Source organism: Nitrospira sp. Vd2 (assembly GCF_979581665.1).
The window spans coordinates 1-18667 of the sequence record NZ_CEFZSK010000019.1 but is presented as its reverse complement, the minus strand read 5'-3'; the positions used below and the strand labels follow the sequence as shown (position 1 = coordinate 18667).

Below are 18667 nucleotides of genomic sequence, written 5' to 3'. Positions count from 1 at the left end.
TGAGGAAGCATGCCGGCCTCAGCGAAGACGCTTGTAGGAGGCGCGTCGATTTACGGGACGATTACAGGACTGCTACGCTGGTATCAGGACTTTCACTGGGAGGGACCTATGCAGATGACATCGTTGCGCCTCGTCTCGGTCGGCCTCGCCTTGCTGTCACTCGCCGCGTGTACCTTCAGGGGTACGACGGCGGAAATCAGCGACACCACCCACAATACGACGATCAGCACCTCCGGACGCTCTTGGTTCACCGAAGACGGATTGGTTCGGCAGGGCGAACAAGTGAACGCGTTCGCCGCGCTGAACATCGAGAATCTCCGGCAGGACATGGCCTGCGCCAGTGGCGAATACCTGGCGTCGCTCGGGACGCTGATGGGCGTGCCGTACGATCAGCAGCCGGTGTTCTTTCAGCTCGCACAAGCGCAATTCCAGGCCGGCCGATGGCACGACGTCACTCCTGCGGAATTGGTCGCCGGGTTGAATCGCGCAGTCGTGGCACACGGGATCCGAACCGGATCGTAGGACCATCATGCGCCGCCGACGGCGGAGCCCTGATGCGGATCCGCCGTGCGCGGCTGACGAATGGAACCGGTACGGATCACTCCCCCGCCACGGAAGACAAGGTAGTTGGTCGGCACGGCGGGGACGCGTGGCCCCGGGAGAATGATGCCGGCGAGATTGAGAGGATCGGCTGCCGAGAGTTTCACCTCTTGATGCGCAGCCGCTTCGTTCCCCGCGCGGCGTATGGCCCGAAGCGACTCGACCGCTTCGGGCAATCCGAACTGCTCGCCGACGAAGCCCGTGATGAACCGCCCGCCGCGCACCTCGCCGCGAAATTCCATCCGGCGGTATTGCACGAGCAGATCCCGCCAGGCAAGCGGCAACGATTCCCTCGCGAGCAATTCTCGAAACACGACTCCGTAGCGCCGCAGTAATTGCTTCGCCATCGCTTCGACGCGCGACTGACGGTCCGTACCGGGGACGGTGGAACCCGCGGTCGTTCTCAACAAGGACCACCGACCGGCCGTATGGCGGGGTCGGCGCATCCGTTCGCGGCCTTCGGCGCGGCGGCGGCGGGGATCGAGGAGCGCGCGCAAGCTGTCGAAGCCGTCGGACGTGACAAGACCGGCCGCTGCGAGCTCCCACAAACCATCCTCGACTTCCGATTGCAGATGGCCGGTGGTGCGCACCACATCGGCGAAGAAGCTCGCCCCATGTGTCAGGAGTGACCGCAGCACGTCCTGTGCGACGGCACTCAACGCTCTCGGTTCATTGAGCCAGCCACTCTCGCCCTCAAAGAGTGCCAGCAGCCAATCGGCAATGTCGCGCGGGAACAGGGTGATCGGCGCCAAGCTCGTCGGCGTGATGCGCGACGATCGACCCTCGTCCTCGGTGCTTTCCAGTCTCGGATGCGGCGACACGCGGCCCCACATCACCGCGCCGGCCAGGCAGAGCTGATCCAACCATTCGGGGTCATACTTGGCCAGCCGCGCGGGCAGGATTCCCGATTCCCAGGCGGAGGCCGGCGCCTCGAAGCCGGCTAATTGCGCGATGACTTCCGAGAGGCCCGCTTTCCCATGCAGCCGGGCGCCGGGACTCACGTGCTGCCATTGGAACAGGAACCGCATGAAATCGGCGGTCGTGACCGGCTCAATCTCGCGCCGCAGCGTGCCGACGGTCAACCGATGAATGCGCGCAAGGAGCCGGCGGTCGCACCATTCCGTTTGTAAGAGTTCGAGGTTCTCGGGAAGGGGCGCGTCTTGGCGCGCCTGGGGTGGGCGGGTGTGATGAATTCGAGGTTCGAGGTTCGAAGATTCGGACTGAACAGCCGGACGGAATTGGCCGCGGAGGACTTGGCCTTGGGATTCAAGCTTCAGAAGCGCCGCGAGAACATCACTGCAAGGCAGCGAAAGCTTTGTGCCCAACTCCTCGGCCGTCGTTGTGCCGGTGCTCTCCATCCACCCCTGAATGATGGCATAGATCGCTTCTTCGCGCTGAGGTATCGTTTCACTTCCATCCTTCATCTCCTGGCTGACCAGGACGTCCGGAAATGCGGCTTTGATAACAGGAAACCTTTCCGTCGCCACCCAACCATACCCGCCCACCCCAGGCGCGCCGGGACGCGCCCCTTCCCGAAAACCTCGAACCTCGAACGTCGAACCCGGAACGACTACTTGCCGTGCCCGCCCCGCCTCAATCAACGGCGGCAGATATGCCGCCCATTCCGGCGCTGCCTCGGTCGGCACCCAAATCAGCGTGAGCAGCGCGTCGTGCAATTCGTCGGCATCACGCACGACCGGCCACGCTTCCGCCTGCACCTCGGCGATTGCATTGGCATCGAGGCCGCCAAGCTTCCCGACCAGGTCCGGCGGCAAGGCGCGGCGCATCTCCACGGCCCGCGCGCGGCGTTCCTCTAACGGCGCGTCATCGAGATACGCATACGGATTGGCGTTGAGGATCTCATGGCAGAACGGCGACGGCATCGGCGTCTCGACCGCAAGACACCGAATCCGGCCCGCCTCGATGTGCTGTACCACGTCAATCAAGCCATCCACATCCATCGCTTCGGTCAAACAGTCACGGATCGTCTCGGTGACGAGCGGATGATCCGGTACCTGTCGCTCCATATCGACGGGGTGATTGTCCTGACACGCTGTCGCATCGGGGAACACGGCGGCCAAGAGATCTTCGGCCCGCATGCGCTGAATCTGCGGCGGGACGCGGCGGCCGTTGGCGAAGCGCAGGAGCGCGAGTGCCCGCGTCGCGTTCCACCGCCAGCGCGTCATGAACATTGGCGCTTGGAGTACCGCCTGGATCAGCACCTCGCGGACGGTGTTGGGATGGAGAAAGGAAAAGATCGTGTTGAGAGGAAAACTGTGGCGCTCGCCGAGCGACAAGACCATGCCCTCGTCCGTCGCCGCGGCCTGTAGCTCAAAATCAAACGACTGGCAAAACCGCTTGCGAAGCGCCAGCCCCCACGCCCGATTGATTCGCCCCCCGAACGGTGCATGAAGCACGAGTTGCATCCCCCCGCCTTCATCGAAGAACCGTTCCGCGATCACCGTCTGCTGCGTCGGCACGGCGCCCAGGAGCGCCCGGCCGGCCTTGACGTAATCAACGGCTTGCTCGGCGCCACGGCGATCCAGGCCGCACTCCCGCTGAAGCCACTCGACTGCCTCGCCGTCCTGATCGAGAGCATCGAGTCGCTGATCGATCGCCGCCCGCACGTCGGCCACATGCGTCGAGAGATCGAACGTGCGCGACGGCGCCTCTCCCCGCCAGAACGGAATGGTCGGCGGCGCCCCATGGGCATCCTCGACGCGCACCTTGCCCATTTCGATCCCGCGAATCCGCCACGAGGCATTGCCCAATAGAATGATATCCCCGGCGAGGCTCTCCACTGCAAAGTCTTCATCGACCGATCCCACCACCGTCCCATCCGGCTCGGCCACGACCGCGTAGTTCGCCGTCTCGGGGATCGCCCCACCCGACGTAATCGCCGCCAGTCGCGCGCCCCGGCGCGCGCGCAGCCGATGGTTGATCCGGTCGTGATGCAGGTACCCGCGTCCACGTCCGCGATTGGTCGCGATGCCGTTCACGAGGATGGCGACGACGGCGTCGAAGTCGGCGCGTGTCAGCTCACGATACGGCGTCGCCCGTCGGCACAGCACGAAGAGGTCCTCCTCCCGCCACTCGTGCGCCGCGACCGCCGCGACGATCTGCTGCGCCAAGATGTCCAAGGGCGCGGGCGGCACGGTCAACCGATCCAACGCCCCGCCTCGGATCGCCCGAATCAACGCTCCGCACTCGATCAGCTCATCGCGCGTGGTCGCGAAGAGCCGGCCCTTCGGAATCGCCCGGATCCAGTGGCCCGATCGCCCGACCCGCTGAAGACACACGGCAATCGACCGCGGCGAGCCGATTTGGCAGACGAGATCGACCGTGCCGACGTCGATGCCCAATTCGAGCGAGGCCGTGGCGACGACCACTCGCGTCTGCCCGCGTTTGAACCGTTCCTCGACCGACAATCGAATCTGCCGCGACAAGCTGCCGTGATGCGCCGCCACCGCCTCGGAGCCAAGCGAGTCCCTGAGCCGTTCTTCGAGATAATGCGCAACTCGCTCCGCGAAGCGACGCGTGTTCACGAACACGAGCGTGGAGCGATGCTGCTGGACCAAATCGGCGAGCCGATCGTAGATATCGTTCCAGATCGCATTCGTCGCGACCCCGCCCAATTCGTCCTTCGGCACCTCGACGGCCAAGTCCATCTCGCGGCGATGACCCACGTCGATGATCGTCGGTACGGGCCGGTCGCCGACGAGGAATTGCGCGACGGCCTCGATCGGGCGTTGCGTCGCCGAGAGGCCGATCCGCACCGGCTTGACGTCGGTCAGCGCATCGAGCCGTTCGAGCGAGAGCGCGAGGTGCGCGCCGCGTTTGTTCGGCGCGACAGCATGGATCTCGTCGACGATCACCGTGCGAACATCCTTCAAAATGCGCCGGCTCTTCTCAGCGGTCAGCAAAAGAAAGAACGACTCCGGGGTCGTGATCAAAATGTGCGGCGGCCGGCGGAGCATCTGCTGCCGGTCCCACATCGGCGTATCGCCGGTGCGGACGAGGACGCGAATCTCAGGCGTCAGAAAGCCGGCTGCCAAGGCGGCATCGGCGATCTCGGCGAGCGGCTGCTGAAGGTTTTTCTGGACGTCGTTGCTCAGCGCCTTGAGCGGCGAGACATAGAGGACGTGCGTGCGATCTTCCAGTTCACCGGCCAAAGCCTGTCGAAACAACCCATCGAGGCACGACAGAAACGCGGCGAGCGTCTTGCCCGATCCGGTCGGCGCCGCAATGAGCACATCCCGGCCCGACCGAATCGCCGGCCAGCTCTTCGCCTGCACATCCGTCGGCGCCCCGAACCGCTGCGCAAACCACGACCCGATGACGGGATGAAAGGAGGACAATGGCATGGCGCATCATAGCATGTGAGCCGATCTGAAAACGCCGGGCCAGCTTCGTTCTCAGTCGCGACCGTCGCTGTAACTAGCGCCATCCGGTTGCAGAAGGCTCCCACCGAGCGTATAGAAGTACAAGTCATCCGAAAGTTCCTCTCAACATTTAGAGAAGGTAAGTGCTGCCTCTTCGGCTGACCTCAACTGCAAGTCCTGACAAGGAGCACGAGATGGAGCGATCGAGTGAATATCCAACATCCGTTCTAGAAGAAGAACTGCAATGCCGAGTCGGCAAGGAGCGCCGCGAGGTTGCGGAGGAGCTGCGAGCGTCGCGGGATACCATGCGTAACGAGAGGGAGGCCGAGCGCCGGGAAGCAGAAACCGAGCGTCGCCACGATGAGGCAGGGCGTGCTAGAGCCGAGGCCGAACGCGAGCAAGCGAAGAGAGGCCTAGAGGTCAGCGAAGCTCAGCGGCTTGCCGCTGAGGCGTTACGATGTGCGGCTGAGCAGCAAAGGCTCGCGGCAGAGCGAAGTTCGGCAGGGCATCGCCGAACTTTTAAGAATAGCGCGAGCCTCCTCCGACCATTCCTCATGAGCAAGATCAGCATGTAGGCGCCGGCCAACTCTTCGCCTGCACATCCATCGTGCACCAAACCGCTCTCGGAATCAGGCGGCAATGACCGGATGAAAGGATGACAGCGTCCGTCCAACCATAAATTGGATTCGCCCAGCCTGAACACCAATGCTAAGGCCAAAAGATTCAGCCAATAGAACCAAAATTCTGACAAGATTCTTTGCCCTGCCTTATGTTCTACTTTCCGTTTCGTGGGAAGTTTTCAATGACAAGCTAATGGGGGGCAAGTTAGATTGAATAATTCAACATTTCTTCAGGAAGAGCTTAAGGCTGTTCGATCAGAAGTCATGGAAGCGGTAAAGCTACAAAGACAACTAATACAAATTTTCTTCGTAGGTCTTGGAGCGATTATAGGGCTGTTGGGGAAAGATAAGGTGACGACGGACATAACTCTTATAATCTCACTCTTCGCAAGTGCCACCATCATCCTGTGGGTCCAAGAGGTTTTAAGAATGGAACGGGCCAACGCGTTTATTAAAAAGAAAGAAATCACATACGGGTCGCTAGGAGAGAAAGACAATTGGATCGGCTTTAGTAATAGCTTTTATACGTTGGCCGGAGCAATTAGCTACGCAGTTGTTCCTATCATGCTGGTGATCACAGCGCTACTTATTAGTCCTGCCGCATATCAGTTCCCCGGTTGGGCGACTATGTTCAGCTGGTCAGGCATTCGGTATATCCTTGTCATACATCCTGTCCTTGCAATGACCTGCGCATACTTAATGCTCGCGCTACTCTGTGCCAGGAGAAAGTCTTACCATAAAAAGCGTAAATGGTTGCTGGCAATCGTCTCGCTCGGCCTTCCGCCTCTCATCTTGTTTTTACTCTCGGTCTTCGCGCATGCCGCGGATCGCGACAAGCTCCTGTCCGATCCCGGCGTCTTTGCCACGTTTGCGGCGTTTCGGCTCGATGAGGATTGGTCGAAGCTGGACAAGGGCACGCGAGCGGCGGCTGTGGGGGCTGCGAAAGAGGTGCTCCAGCGCCATAGTACTGACGCGGCGATCGATACCGTGTTGTTGCGCGGGCTGTCGGATCATGCGGACGTGCTGCTGCGGGTGCATGCGATGGAGTTGCAGACGAATCAACACATCATCCTCGATTTCCTCGCCTCGCCATTGGGCCCGCACCTCACGCCGGTCTACGTCCTTAATGGTCTGACGAAGAAAGCCAATTACGCGCCGGCCTTTCCCGACGATGTCAAGGCCGCGCTCAAGGCCGCGCCTGAGCCCGGCCCGAAGCGCTATGCCATCGTGATTCCGATTCGAAAGGACGCGGCGTGGTGGCTGCTCGATAAAGAGGCACGTACCGGCATGATGAAGGAGCACACGGAGGCGAGCCTGCCGTATCTCAAGACCGTCAAGCGCAAGCTGTACCACTCGACCGGGCTCGATGATTTTGATTTCATCACCTACTTCGAGACGTCGAACCTCGCCGACTTTCAGAGCCTGGTGCTCGGCCTCCAACAGGTGAAAGAGAACCAGCACAACCGTCGTTTCGGCAGCCCGACCTTGCTCGGCACGATTCATTCGATCGACGAGACGCTCGAGGCACTCGCCGCGGGGCAATAATCGTAACGAAGCCACAGTCAGATAGCACAATTCTCTCGACTCGCCCCGATGTCTCTCGTCATCCTCGGCGCCGGCTACACGGGACGCCGCCTGGCGGAGCTGGCGCTCGCTCGCGGCCTTCAGGCGACGGCGACGAGCCGAGCGCCCGAGAGCCTGCATCTGCCGCCGGCGTGCGCGCGTCTCGAATTCGATGTGGCCAAGCCGGCTACATGGACGAAGCTGCCGGCCGCCTCCGATATCATCTGGTGCTTCCCCGCCGAACCATACGAGGCCGTCGTGGCCTTCGCGCAGACCTACCTTCAAGAGAAACGGCATCGGCTCATCCTTTTCAGCACGACATCGGCATATAAGATTCCCAGTGACGTGCGCGAAGCTCCACTCATCGACGAAACATGGCCGATCGACGACACCCGCCCCCGGATCAAAGGTGAGGAGTATTTGCGCCGCGAGTATGGAGCGGTCGTGCTGAGGGTCGCGGGCATCTACGGTCCCGGCCGCCACGTCCTCGATTGGATTCGCGCCGGCCGCGTTCGTGCGTCGCTCCGCTATGTCAATTTGATTCACGTCGAGGACCTCGCCGCGATTGCGTTGGAAGCGCTGACGAAGGGCCGCGCGGGCGACATTTACAACGTCAGCGACGGCGTGCCCCGCCGCTGGATCGATATCTGCGAAGAAGCGCAGCGCCGCTGGGGAGTGCCATTGCCGACGAAAGAAATCGGATCTGTTGGAAAGCGGTTGTCGATTGGGAAATTGAGACGGGAGTTCGAGTACGGGTTCCGCTATCCGGATCTTTATGAGGCGCTGGATCAGATCGAACGGGCCGTGCAACGGTGAGATCATTCCTGTTGGCTCTTCTCACCGTGATCGACGCGCCGGGAGCAGTGGGCCCAGTGTCTGCTTGACCGCCTCCATCTCCTCCCACGGATCGCGGCGCAGACGCTTGAGTCTCCCCGGCACTGTCGTCATCGTCCATTCGGTCGGCTTGATCGTCGCCACTTCGCGCCATAAGATTGGGAGCGAGACCGGCGCGCCGGCGCGCGCTCGCGTGGAATACGGCGCGATGAACGTCGCGCCGCGACTGTTGCGAAGATAGTCGATGAAGATCTTCCCCTTGCGGACCGCTTTCGCCATCTTGCTCGTATAGGCATCCGGGTGTGCCCGGACGATCTCTTCGGCAACGGCCTGCGAGAAGCCTTTCACCTCATCCCACTGCTGCTCGCCCGCCAAGGGCACGACGACATGCAAGCCTTTGCCGCCGGTGGTCTTCACCCAGCTCTTCAACCCGGCCTTCTCCAGGTACGACTTCACGAGTTGCGCCCCCTCGACGACGCGCGGCCACGGCATCCCGGCATCCGGGTCGAGATCGAAGACCATCAGATCGGGATACTCGATCCGCTCGGCGCGCGCTCCCCACACGTGAATTTCGAGCACGCCCATCTGCACGAGCGCGATGAGACCCGCGCGGTCCTCGATCATCAAGTGCTTGGCTTTTTTCCCGCTCTCTTCCGGAACCTCGGCAAACCGCACAGGCTCCGGCACACGATCGTTGCGGTGTTTCTGATGAAAGCACTCCTCCTCATAGCCTTCGGGACAGCGCACGACCATCAGCGGCCGCTTGATCACATGCGGCAGTATCCGGTCGGCAATCAGATCGTAGTAGAGGGCCAGGTCCCGCTTGGTCAACCCGGAATCCGGGTAGAGCAACCGATCCGGATTCGTGAGCCGCACACCGGCGATCTCGACGGCCTCATTCTTCCGCCGAGACGATCCAGGGCGGACGCGACGATCATTCGTTACCGGGGTCGGTGATGAGGCGACCTCTTGTGTCTCCGCCGGCTGCTCGCGCCTCACGTCCTTCGCCATCTTGTCCTCTCGGATGCCTTGAAACGACGGGTGGCGCAGCATGCCGTCCGAGGTCCACTCGGCAAACGCGATCTCCACCACCAATTCGGGTCGCACCCAGTGAATCTCGCGCTGCGGGCCTGGCACGCGAGCAGCGAACGGGGAGTGATCCTGCTCGAGGGATTTCAATCGCCGCAACAAGCTCGCCAGCAGCCGCTCGTTGAAGCCGGTGCCTACCTTCCCCGCGTAGACGAGCCGATCACGCTCATACACGCCAAGCAGGAGCGCGCCGAACGCCGTGCGCGACCCGGAGGGATCCGTAAACCCGCCGACCACGAACTCCTGCCGCTGCAGACACTTGACCTTGAGCCAGTCACGCCCGCGCCCCGGCCGGTACGGCGTCCCGCGTCGCTTGGAGATCATCCCTTCCAACTTGAGGCGGCACGCTTCCCGATGGACCTGTTCTCCGCCGCCGATGATGTGGTCGCTGTAACGGATGATCTGGCGGCCCGCAGCCGGACGGCGATCGAGCAAGGCTTTCAACGCCGCCTTTCGGTCCTCGAGGCTACATGGGGTGAGATCGTAGCCATCGAGGTGCAGCAGATCGAACGCGTAGTACACGATCTCGTCGTTCGAGGATTCGCTCAACTGCTGCTGCAACCGTTGAAACGAGCTACGGCCGTCGTGGTCCAACGCGACCACTTCCCCGTCGATCAAAGCCGTTTTTACGGGCAAGCGGCGAAGCGCCGCGGCGACCGACGGAAACTTGTCCGTCCAAACTTGACCGGTCCTCGTCAGCAACTGCACCGACTGTCTTTCCATGCGGGCTTGCAACCGGAACCCATCTAGCTTGATCTCGTGCAGCCAATCATCCCCGGCCGGCGGCTCACTCACCAACGTGGTGAGTTCGAATGAAGGACGATCGGGTAGGCCCCGCTTGCGGGCGCCGGGGATGCCTGAGACATCGAGCGACTGCGCCGATTGAACCGCGCGCGGTTTCGTACCCTCGCGATCGCTATGCCATACCGCGCCCTCGCCGTCTGGAATCTCTTCGATCCGACGCCCGCTCAGCACGCTTTCCGGACGTTCGTCCACAATCGATCGTGTTCGTGCCGATGCCGCGGTGTCGTCTCGTTCCTTGATCAGCAACCAATTGGGCTTCTCCTCGTGGCCATCCTCTCTATCCCGAAGACGCACGAGAGTCCACCCCCCACGCAGCTTCTCCCCTTCGAGCTGAAATTTGAGCCGCCCCTTGCGGAGCCCCTCGGCCGCATCGCCCTGCGGAATCCACCGACCGCGGTCCCACAGCAACACCGACCCGCCGCCGTATTCGCCCTCTGGAATCGTGCCCTCGAACGCGCCGTACTCGATCGGATGATCCTCGACCTGCACGGCGAGCCGCTTGTCCTTGGGATCGAGGCTCGGGCCTTTCGGCACCGCCCAACTTTTCAACACGCCGCCTTCCTCAAGGCGAAGATCATAGTGGAGCCGGCTCGCCGCATGTTTCTGGATGACGTACAACCGCCCTTGCGCATCGGAAGGATGCACGCGACCGGGCGGCTCCGGTGTCTTACCGAAATTCCGTTTCTTGCGATATGTGTTCAGCCCCATGGTTTCAACGTATCAGATTGGAGAATCGTTCAGTGCCGGTGCGAATCCTACAGCTGGGAGAAAAAGTGCTGTAGTGTTGAGTGCTGAGTGAAGATTTTCGAACTGAAGGGGCCGGATCGCGTCTTTCCATCACTCATGACTCAGCACCTCAGCACTTTAGGAAGTGTAGACTGAAGCATGGTCGGCTTAGCCACCACGCCGCAAGGCCTGCGCTACATTCCCGACTTCATCGCGGAGGAAGAAGAGCGAGAGTTGCTGCGTGGGATCGCGACGCTGTCGTGGAGCGAGGTGCGGATGCACGGGGTGGTGGCAAAACGGCGCGTGGTGCACTTCGGATGGCTCTACGGCTATGAGTCGTGGCGGATCGAACCGGGGCCGCCTGTCCCGGCCTTTCTCCTGTCCTTACGCGGCCGGGCAGCGGCCTTGATCGGGGAGTTACCCGAGCGCCTGGAGGAAGTACTCGTGACCGAATATCCGGCCGGCGCGGGGATCGGCTGGCATCGAGATGCCCCGATGTTCGGCCCGACGGTGGTCGGCATTTCTTTGCTCGGTCCCTGTCGGCTGCGATTTCAACGCCGGACGAAGACGGCGCGGGAATCGTTTGTGTTAGCCCTCGAGCCACGCTCGGCGTACCTGCTTGGCGGAGAAGCACGCAGTCAATGGCAACACGCGATCACGGCGACGCCACGCCTTCGCTATTCGATTACGTTTCGGACGGTCAGAACCAGGACGAGTCGGCACATGACGGGCGAAGAGCGAAGCGAGATGGGTTGAGGAAGCAGGGACTACGGCTTGACGTCCGGGGTGAGTTCTGGATTTTTCAATACCGGCTCAGTGGTCTTGGTGATTCGTATCACGATGCCTTCACCATTGATTTCCGCTGTGACCGCATCGCCTTTTTGCAGGCCATCGACCACTTCTCTTTTCAAAAGTGAAAAAGCATGCGCCATGCCGCGGGTTTTGAGCACGATCGTGAGATTCTTCACATCGAGCACATCGATCACGCCGCTGATGATCGTTTCCTCCGCCTGAAGCGGCGCCACCGACACGACGTGGACCAGTCCGGCGAGAACCAACGCGAGCAAGAACCTTGTCAGATCAGGCATGGGACCATCTTACGAAGGACGGGAAAGCGAGCAATGTCAGGCTACAGCCATTTCTTTTGTACGAACTTTTCTCGGCGAGGTTCAAAGGGACGGAGGCATGGGATATTACGATGTCACGAACTGGTTTCGTTTGCCTGGACGACCAACACGCCCCGCATGATCGGGTGGAGCCGGCAGTAGTAGGGATAGCGACCGGGCGGAAGGCCGGGCAACTCGTACGTCCCGTCCGGGGGCACCGATCCCGAATCGAACAAGCAGTCGGCCCCGCGCTCGCAATCTTCGTGTGTAATCGTATGGACGCTTCCGGTTGTGTTTTGCCAGACGACGGGAGCTTGGGTGATCACATGGGCGAGCTTCGGGGTGAAGTACGGCGCGCCACTATCGATCGTGATCGAAACAGGTGCCGGCAAACTCTCGCCCACACCCGCCGTCGCAAGCCACAAGAGAAGACTCAACATGAGAATGTGAAATCGTGGGCGACCCATGATGAGTCGTAGATAACCAGTCCTCAGATCGAGTAAAGGGGGGAGCCAACCGGGCACGCGATTACCACCGGAGGAGATACATCAACGACAGGCAGACGAGCAGATTGTTGATCGCATGCCCCAAGATATTCGGCCACAAGCTGCCTGTCCGCTCGTACACCCACGCCCACAAGATGCCGCTCCAAAACACGCTGATCAACCCCAGCACCCCGTAACCGTGAGCGACGGCAAAGAAGCCGGCGCTTGTCGCCGCCGCCACAGGCCAGCTGAACCGACGCCGCAAGGTCGCAAACAACAAGCCGCGAAACACAAGCTCCTCGAAGAATGGAGCAAAGAGGATGAATTCCGTGAGGCTGATCGCAAGCGTGACCGGATCACCCCACACGAGATCGCCGTCGAACCATTCTGTCCAGTGACTGGACCAACTCACGTAATCAGCGAGCACGCCGAGCACCCACTCTCCAATCAGTCCGGCAGCGAGCACGGCCAGCATGGCCATGAGCCCCGTCATGGGCCGATGGACGGGCCACAGCCCGAAGCCCCTGCGAAAGCCAAGGTTCACGGGAGCGAGCAGATACTGCTCGGCCAACACGATAACCGGCACTGCAGCGAGCGGCATGCTGAGCAGCCGAACGACGGGATGATCGACATCGAGAAACAGCACCGCCAAGGCAATGAGGAGACCGAGCGCGCCACCCCGCACCAGCACCGTCACACCGAGCCATCCGGGCCATGGCGGTGGGACGGCGGCCTCGGCGACACGTATTCGGCCCCGCCGCAACATCAGCCCGAGCGTGATGAGGCCGGCCAGGATCACGGTGCCTTCAATGACGGTAAGCCACCGTACCTTGCTGAGCAGTCGCTCATCGCGCGCCGCGATGGTTTGTCTGAGCGTTGCCAGGAACGCCTCCTGCCGGCCCTTGGTCGCCAAGGCTATCGCCAAGCGATCGTAAAACCAGCCGGCCGGCAAGGCTTCGGCCGCGCTCGCCAGCGCAGCTTCAGCATCCTCCGAAGATACTGAAGGTGATAAGTACGCCGCGTCGACCAGTGCGCTGAACGTCGGAAACGGATCGTCGAGGTCATCCCACAGCGAGATTTCCGCGCGGACGTCCTCGAGCCGCCCCGCCTCCGCCTCCAAGATCGCCAACTCGAGATGCAGCGTCGCATTCAGCGAGACCTCGGATAGCTCTCGGTACCAGCCAATGGACTCCGAGAGTGTGTTGCCGCCGGTCTCCGTCGTCGTCTCATAGAACCAGCGTTCCCACGCCGGCGCCTGGCGAATCGCCTCCTCGACCTCGAGGTTGCGACTGACGACCAGTGAGAGGGCCTGTTCGGGCGCCGCCACGCGCTCGATCCGCGGGATCGTCATCTCAAGCCACACGAGGATGCCGATGCCTGCGGCGAGAATGAGCGCCATCATGGCCGTCACTGTCGTGGACACGGGGGGCCATGGTGCATGAGGACGGCCCGGCTCCCGTGAAGGCGCCTCGCCGCCGGTCTCGACCGCTAACGGTTTTTCCGAATCATCCATGCGGCCGGCACTATAGCAGGACGAAGAAAATCGCCGCCACCATTGTTGTCGCACTCTGACGACGTACGTTCGCCATAGCGGAGCGCGAGGTCCTTTCGCTATAATGGCGCGCCTTGTGACTCATGAATCGCCGGATGCTGTGATTCGTCAAAGCCCTCGCCTTTCTGCAATCACGAATCACGTTTAACGATTACCAAACAGGCCCATGACCCAACGCTACGCCGATCTCGCTCCACCTGCACGGTGCTTGCTCGGTCCCGGACCCAGCATGGTCCATCGGCGCGTGCTACAGGCGATGGCTTTGCCCCTCATTGGTCATCTCGATCCCGAGTTTTTGAAGATCATGGACGACATCCAACAGATGCTCCGGAGCGTCTTTCGGACGCGGAATGCATTCACGATTCCGATCTCCGGAACCGGATCGGCCGGGATGGAAGCGGCCCTCATCAACATCATCGAACCGGGGGACTCGGTCGTCGTGGGGATCAACGGCGTCTTCGGTACGAGAATGGCGTCGACCGTGGAGCGGTGCGGCGGTCGGCTGGTGCGAGTGGAGGCGCCATGGGGCCGAATCATCGACCCCGCCGCCGTGGAAGAAGCGCTCACGACACATCACGCGGTCAAGGCGGTCGCGGTCGTGCATGCCGAAACCTCGACGGGGGTCCTTCAGCCGATCGAGCCCATCGCCGCCCTGTGTCGAACGCATCGCGCGCTCCTCATCGTCGATGCCGTCACGTCACTCGGTGGCGTTCCCGTTGAAGTGGATCGGTGGGGCGTCGACGTCTGTTACAGCGGCACACAGAAATGTCTGAGTTGTCCGCCGGGCCTCGCCCCGATCACCGTCAGCGAGCGGGCGCTATCCGCGATTCGAGCCCGCACCCGGCCCTGCCAAAGTTGGTACTTGGATTTTTCGCTCCTTGGCGAGTACTGGACGAGCGGCAAGCGCGTCTATCACCACACCGCTCCCATCTCGATGCTGTATGGGTTGCGGGAGGCGCTTCGGTTGATCGATGAAGAAGGGCTGGAGGCCCGGTTCGCGCGGCACCGCCTGAACAGCCACGCCTTGATGGCCGGGTTGGCGGCCCTGGGCTTTTCACCGTTCGCGCAGGAGGGGCATCGGCTCCCGACCCTGCACGCCGTCGTCCCTCCGGCACACGTCGATGAGGCGTCGACTCGTACCGCGCTCCTCCATGAATATGGAATCGAAATCGGCGGTGGCTTGGGGCCGTTGCAGGGCAAGATTTGGCGCATTGGGCTGATGGGCGAAAGCTCGACCCGCGCTCATGTCTGGTCCCTGCTCAGCGCGCTCGACAAGCTGTTTGTCAGCAGACAATGGGTGGAGCGTTCCGGCCTGGCGCTCGAAGCGGCTTCACGCGTCTACAGTGATGGTCAGGGGGTGGCCGTGTGAAGCGGCGCGTCGTCGTCAGTCTGCTGCTGGTGGTACTTGGGTTCCTCGGTGGCCTCGCCGTCTGGTACCTCTCCACGGTGATCGAGCCTGGTCCGGCTGCGATTCCTCCCGATAAAGTGGCCGAGCACATTCACGCCATCATTCAGGCAAGCCGCACCGTCTATGCCACCCATGTCGTCGACAAGATGCAGGCGCGCGGGATCGTCGAGGCGGCGGAGTACTGGAAGCAGGAGGATGCGCTGCCGCTCCCCGCTCAGTTCTTGATCGAGACCGGACGGCTGGCCGCGGAAGAAGGCACCGGCCTCAAGATCCGTTTGGTGAGCCTGTGGCCGATTTACGTCTGGAACGCCCCGTCCACGGACTTCGAGCGCAAAGGGCTCGAGACGGTCAGCAAGGACCCCGAGAAACCGTTCACCGGCTTGACCCGGCTCGGTCGCGACCGTTACTTTCAAGCCATCTACGCGGACATCGCGATCTCGCAGTCGTGCGTCGATTGCCATAACAGTCACGTCAATAGCCCCCGGCGCGACTGGAAGCTCAACGACGTCATGGGCGGCATCGTCATCACCGTGCCGGTTCCCCGTTGATCATGGCGTCCCGCAGTCAGCCTCCTCAGCCTCCCACCCCGCGAACCGGCTCAGAACGACCGATCGCCCTTCGTGGCGTGCGGGTGATCGACGGGCGCGGGCGCGTCCGGGAATCAAGCGTGGTGATCATCGAGGGCGGGCGGATCGTCGCCGTCGGTGGCGACGACGAGGTTCGCGTGCCGGCTCGCGCGCTGCAACCCGACGTGCGAGGGCTGACCGTGATGCCGGGCCTCATCGACTGCCATGTCCATCTGTGTCTGGGCGCAGAAGCCGACGTCGTCCGTACCATTCAGGAGGAATCGCCGGCGCTCACGCTGCTCAAGGCCGGACAGTACGCGCGACGGACGCTGGAGGCGGGCTTCACAACAGTCCGCGACGTCGGCTGTCGGGATCATTCGATCTTTGCGCTGAAGCAGGCGATCGAAATGGGTCTGGTTCCTGGTCCTCGGATCGTCGCGGCGGGCCGGGCGATCTGCATGACCGGTGGGCATGCCCGCTTCATCGGGCGCGAAGCCGACGGGCCGGATGAAGTCATCAAGGCTGTCCGCGAGCAATTGCTGGCCGGCGCCGAGGTCATCAAGTTTATTGCCTCAGGCGGCGTGCTGACCCCCGGCACGTCGCCGGAGTCGGCGCAGATGTCGATGGAGGAACTTTCCGCCGGCATGGCGGAGGCGCGACGGGCCGGCCGACGTGTGGCCGCACACGCGCACGGCGCCGAGGGCATGAAGAACGCCGTGAAGGCCGGTGCACATTCGATCGAACATGCGACGTTGATGGATGAAGAAGCGGCGTCGCTGATACGCGAATACGGCGTCGTGATGGTGCCGACCCTTTCCGCTTTGGCCACGACCGCCGGCTGCGGCACGGCGTGCGGCGTGCCGGAGGCCGCGATCGGCAAAGCGCGATCGATGCAAGCGCGGCATGAGGCGAGCTTCAAGAAAGCGCTTCGCGCGGGCATCACGATCGCGCTCGGCACGGACGCCGGCACACCGTTCAATCATCATGGGGAGAACGCCCAAGAGCTGGAACGAATGGCGGCGCTCGGGATGGCGCCGATGGAGGCCATCGTGGCGGCCACCTCGACCGCGGCGGCGCTCCTGGGACTCGACTCATTGATCGGGACGGTCGAAGCCGGGAAGCAGGCCGACCTTCTGCTGCTCGACGGCAATCCCCTCAAACGCATCACGGTCCTGCGCGAGCCCGCGAAGCTCCTCGGCGTCATGCAAGCCGGCCGTTTCGTCGCGGGACCGCTGAAGACGGGCTAGCCCATCGTCCTCTCACCATCGTTCCCGTGCGGAACCTTCCATCTCACAATTACCGATACCCGCCGCTCTCACGACCCGATAAGCTTCAGACGCGACGGGCGGCGTTCTCTGCGCGCCGGACGATGGAGGAGTCACGGTGATCGATCACGCAGCGATGATGTTGGTGGAGCTGGGAGGCGCGGTCATCGGGCTTGCGCTACTCGCACGACTAGCGAGCCGGTGGGGTTTCTCGGCGATCCCGCTGTATCTGCTCGCCGGACTGGCGTTCGGCAACGGCGGCATCCTCCCTCTCAACCTGACGGAGCGATTAATCGGGGTGGGAGCCGAGATCGGCGTACTCCTGCTCCTCTTCATGCTTGGTCTCGAATATTCTGGGGAGGAGTTGCAGGCCAGCCTGCGCTCGGCCTTGCCGGCGGGTCTGCTCGATCTCGCGTTGAACTTCACGCCCGGCTGGCTCGCGGGCGTGCTGCTCGGCTGGACGCCGTTTGCCGCGCTGCTCTTGGGCGGCGTGACGTACATTTCCTCTTCGGGAATCGTGGCCAAGGTCCTCGGCGAGCTTCAGTGGATCAACAATCCCGAGAGTCGCACGGTGCTCTCAGTCTTGGTGCTGGAAGACCTCGCCATGGCGGTCTACCTTCCCCTGGTCGCCGTCTTGCTCGTCGGTGGCAGCGTCATCAGCGGCCTCCCGACGATCGTCATCGCGTTGACCACGGTGGGCCTCGTGCTCTTCGTTGCCGTCCGGTTCGGCAGTGTGTTGAGCCGGTTGGCCAGCCATGAGTCGGATGAGATCATTCTGCTCACCACCTTCGGCGCCGTCTTGCTGGTGGCGGGGCTCGCACAGCAGCTCCAGGTCTCCTCGGCGGTCGGCGCCTTCCTCGTCGGGATCGCCTTCTCGGGACCGATTGCAAAGCGCGCGCGCCGTCTGATCGGGCCACTGCGTGATCTTTTCGCCGCACAGTTCTTTTTCTTCTTCGGTCTCCAGATCGATCCGGCGACGCTGACCCCCGTTCTGCTGCCTGCCGTCGGTCTCGGTCTCCTCACCTCCGGCACCAAGCTATTCACCGGCTGGTGGGCGGCTCAACGGGCCGGTATTGATGTCGCAGGACGCCTGCGGGCCGGTGCCGTGCTGATTGCGCGCGGAGAATTTTCGATCGTGATCGCCGGGCTCGCGGCCGGTACGGGATTGGCGCCGCAATTAGGGGTCCTCTCGGCGGCCTATGTGCTGTTTCTCGGCGTGCTCGGACCGATCGCCGCGAGGCTCGTCGCCTCCACCATGCGCAGTCATGAGCACCGGTTGGCTGAAGACCAGCCGCCCTCGGTCGTATCCCGCTATCAGGCTGGGTCTCCAGAATAGCCGGCAGGAGGGTCAAAAAGGCCGTCCATTTCACCCGACCGCCCCAGGCGCTTATCTCACCCACCCAACCCCGCCAAGACGGCTCTTTCCCGTTGGACGCGCCCCTTCCCGGCCAAGGCCGCTGTGAAGGAGGAGCGAGGCGTACTCATTTTCACCCGCCCACCCCGAGCCCGCCAAGACGGGCTCTTTTCCCGGGCTGTACGTTGAGCCTCCAAGCGACGCGAGGTGCGCGAGGCGAGGAATAACTCCCTCACGTTTGCGCACGGGCGCGAGTTGGTGAGCGCCCAGTGTCTTGAAGCTGGCGGCCTTTTTCAACATCCTGCTAGTGTCC

The 18667-nt window shown here is 62.5% G+C and carries 13 protein-coding genes; 8 read left to right on the top strand and 5 right to left on the bottom strand.

All coding sequences use genetic code 11. The features are described from left to right. Positions 1-108: 108 nt before the first annotated feature. The gene (locus AC1U7K_RS09045; RefSeq protein WP_480250825.1) at positions 109-522 is read left to right on the top strand and encodes a DUF3015 family protein; all 414 of its coding nucleotides are present in this window, start codon (positions 109-111) and stop codon (positions 520-522) included. 5 nt (positions 523-527) lie between these two features. Here AC1U7K_RS09045 and AC1U7K_RS09040 read toward each other — a convergent pair whose 3' ends face one another. Further along, complete coding sequence (locus AC1U7K_RS09040; protein WP_480250823.1) at positions 528-4964, bottom strand: DEAD/DEAH box helicase; 4437 nt, start codon at positions 4962-4964, stop codon at positions 528-530. Positions 4965-6355: 1391 nt separating this feature from the next. On the opposite strand from AC1U7K_RS09040, the gene AC1U7K_RS09035 reads away from it, so the two are divergent. Together AC1U7K_RS09035 and AC1U7K_RS09030 are read left to right on the top strand one after the other, a co-directional pair. After that, on the top strand, positions 6356-7147 hold the full coding sequence (locus AC1U7K_RS09035; RefSeq protein ID WP_480250822.1) for a chlorite dismutase family protein: 792 nt from the start codon (positions 6356-6358) through the stop codon (positions 7145-7147). A 48-nt stretch (positions 7148-7195) separates the two neighbouring features. Next, positions 7196-7981 (top strand): Rossmann-fold NAD(P)-binding domain-containing protein, encoded by a 786-nt coding sequence (locus AC1U7K_RS09030; RefSeq protein ID WP_480250820.1) that lies wholly within the window; start codon positions 7196-7198, stop codon positions 7979-7981. 21 nt (positions 7982-8002) lie between these two features. Here AC1U7K_RS09030 and ligD read toward each other — a convergent pair whose 3' ends face one another. Continuing rightward, positions 8003-10600, bottom strand: a complete 2598-nt coding sequence (gene ligD / locus AC1U7K_RS09025; RefSeq protein WP_480250818.1) for a DNA ligase D — start codon at positions 10598-10600, stop codon at positions 8003-8005. A 177-nt stretch (positions 10601-10777) separates the two neighbouring features. On the opposite strand from ligD, the gene AC1U7K_RS09020 reads away from it, so the two are divergent. After that, positions 10778-11374, top strand: a complete 597-nt coding sequence (locus AC1U7K_RS09020; RefSeq protein WP_480250817.1) for an alpha-ketoglutarate-dependent dioxygenase AlkB — start codon at positions 10778-10780, stop codon at positions 11372-11374. Positions 11375-11385: 11 nt separating this feature from the next. Here AC1U7K_RS09020 and AC1U7K_RS09015 read toward each other — a convergent pair whose 3' ends face one another. The 3 genes from AC1U7K_RS09015 to AC1U7K_RS09005 all read right to left on the bottom strand — a co-directional run bounded on the left by AC1U7K_RS09015 (position 11386) and on the right by AC1U7K_RS09005 (position 13722). Then, a complete protein-coding gene (locus tag AC1U7K_RS09015; RefSeq protein WP_480250816.1) occupies positions 11386-11706 on the bottom strand; it encodes a hypothetical protein in 321 nt (106 codons plus the stop codon). Positions 11707-11819: 113 nt separating this feature from the next. Beyond that, positions 11820-12191: a cupredoxin domain-containing protein gene (locus AC1U7K_RS09010; RefSeq protein ID WP_480250814.1), complete on the bottom strand. Its 372-nt coding sequence runs from the start codon at positions 12189-12191 to the stop codon at positions 11820-11822. 61 nt (positions 12192-12252) lie between these two features. Next, positions 12253-13722, bottom strand: coding sequence for a CPBP family intramembrane glutamic endopeptidase (locus AC1U7K_RS09005; protein WP_480250813.1), 1470 nt, complete (start codon positions 13720-13722; stop codon positions 12253-12255). Between the two features lie 205 nt (positions 13723-13927). Here AC1U7K_RS09005 and AC1U7K_RS09000 point away from each other — a divergent pair, with 205 nt between their 5' ends. The 4 genes from AC1U7K_RS09000 to AC1U7K_RS08985 all read left to right on the top strand — a co-directional run bounded on the left by AC1U7K_RS09000 (position 13928) and on the right by AC1U7K_RS08985 (position 18336). Further along, on the top strand, positions 13928-15130 hold the full coding sequence (locus tag AC1U7K_RS09000) for a pyridoxal-phosphate-dependent aminotransferase family protein (protein ID WP_480250812.1): 1203 nt from the start codon (positions 13928-13930) through the stop codon (positions 15128-15130). Beyond that, positions 15127-15717, top strand: a complete 591-nt coding sequence (locus tag AC1U7K_RS08995) for a Tll0287-like domain-containing protein (protein ID WP_480250810.1) — start codon at positions 15127-15129, stop codon at positions 15715-15717. Before AC1U7K_RS09000 ends, AC1U7K_RS08995 begins: the two co-directional genes overlap by 4 nt. A gap of 83 nt (positions 15718-15800) precedes the next feature. Continuing rightward, positions 15801-16982 (top strand): metal-dependent hydrolase family protein, encoded by a 1182-nt coding sequence (locus AC1U7K_RS08990; protein WP_480250809.1) that lies wholly within the window; start codon positions 15801-15803, stop codon positions 16980-16982. A gap of 136 nt (positions 16983-17118) precedes the next feature. Beyond that, positions 17119-18336 (top strand): cation:proton antiporter, encoded by a 1218-nt coding sequence (locus AC1U7K_RS08985; RefSeq protein ID WP_480250807.1) that lies wholly within the window; start codon positions 17119-17121, stop codon positions 18334-18336. Positions 18337-18667: the final 331 nt, after the last annotated feature.

Bases quoted from the DNA above. Each gene is read 5' to 3' on its own strand.
- AC1U7K_RS09045 (WP_480250825.1), top strand. From the start codon at position 109: ATGCAGATGACATCGTTGCGCCTCGTCTCGGTCGGCCTCGCCTTGCTG.
- AC1U7K_RS09040 (WP_480250823.1), bottom strand. From the start codon at position 4,964: ATGCCATTGTCCTCCTTTCATCCCGTCATCGGGTCGTGGTTTGCGCAG.
- AC1U7K_RS09030 (WP_480250820.1), top strand. From the start codon at position 7,196: ATGTCTCTCGTCATCCTCGGCGCCGGCTACACGGGACGCCGCCTGGCG.
- ligD (WP_480250818.1), bottom strand. From the start codon at position 10,600: ATGGGGCTGAACACATATCGCAAGAAACGGAATTTCGGTAAGACACCG.
- AC1U7K_RS09020 (WP_480250817.1), top strand. From the start codon at position 10,778: ATGGTCGGCTTAGCCACCACGCCGCAAGGCCTGCGCTACATTCCCGAC.
- AC1U7K_RS09015 (WP_480250816.1), bottom strand. From the start codon at position 11,706: ATGCCTGATCTGACAAGGTTCTTGCTCGCGTTGGTTCTCGCCGGACTG.
- AC1U7K_RS09010 (WP_480250814.1), bottom strand. From the start codon at position 12,191: ATGGGTCGCCCACGATTTCACATTCTCATGTTGAGTCTTCTCTTGTGG.
- AC1U7K_RS09005 (WP_480250813.1), bottom strand. From the start codon at position 13,722: ATGGATGATTCGGAAAAACCGTTAGCGGTCGAGACCGGCGGCGAGGCG.
- AC1U7K_RS09000 (WP_480250812.1), top strand. From the start codon at position 13,928: ATGACCCAACGCTACGCCGATCTCGCTCCACCTGCACGGTGCTTGCTC.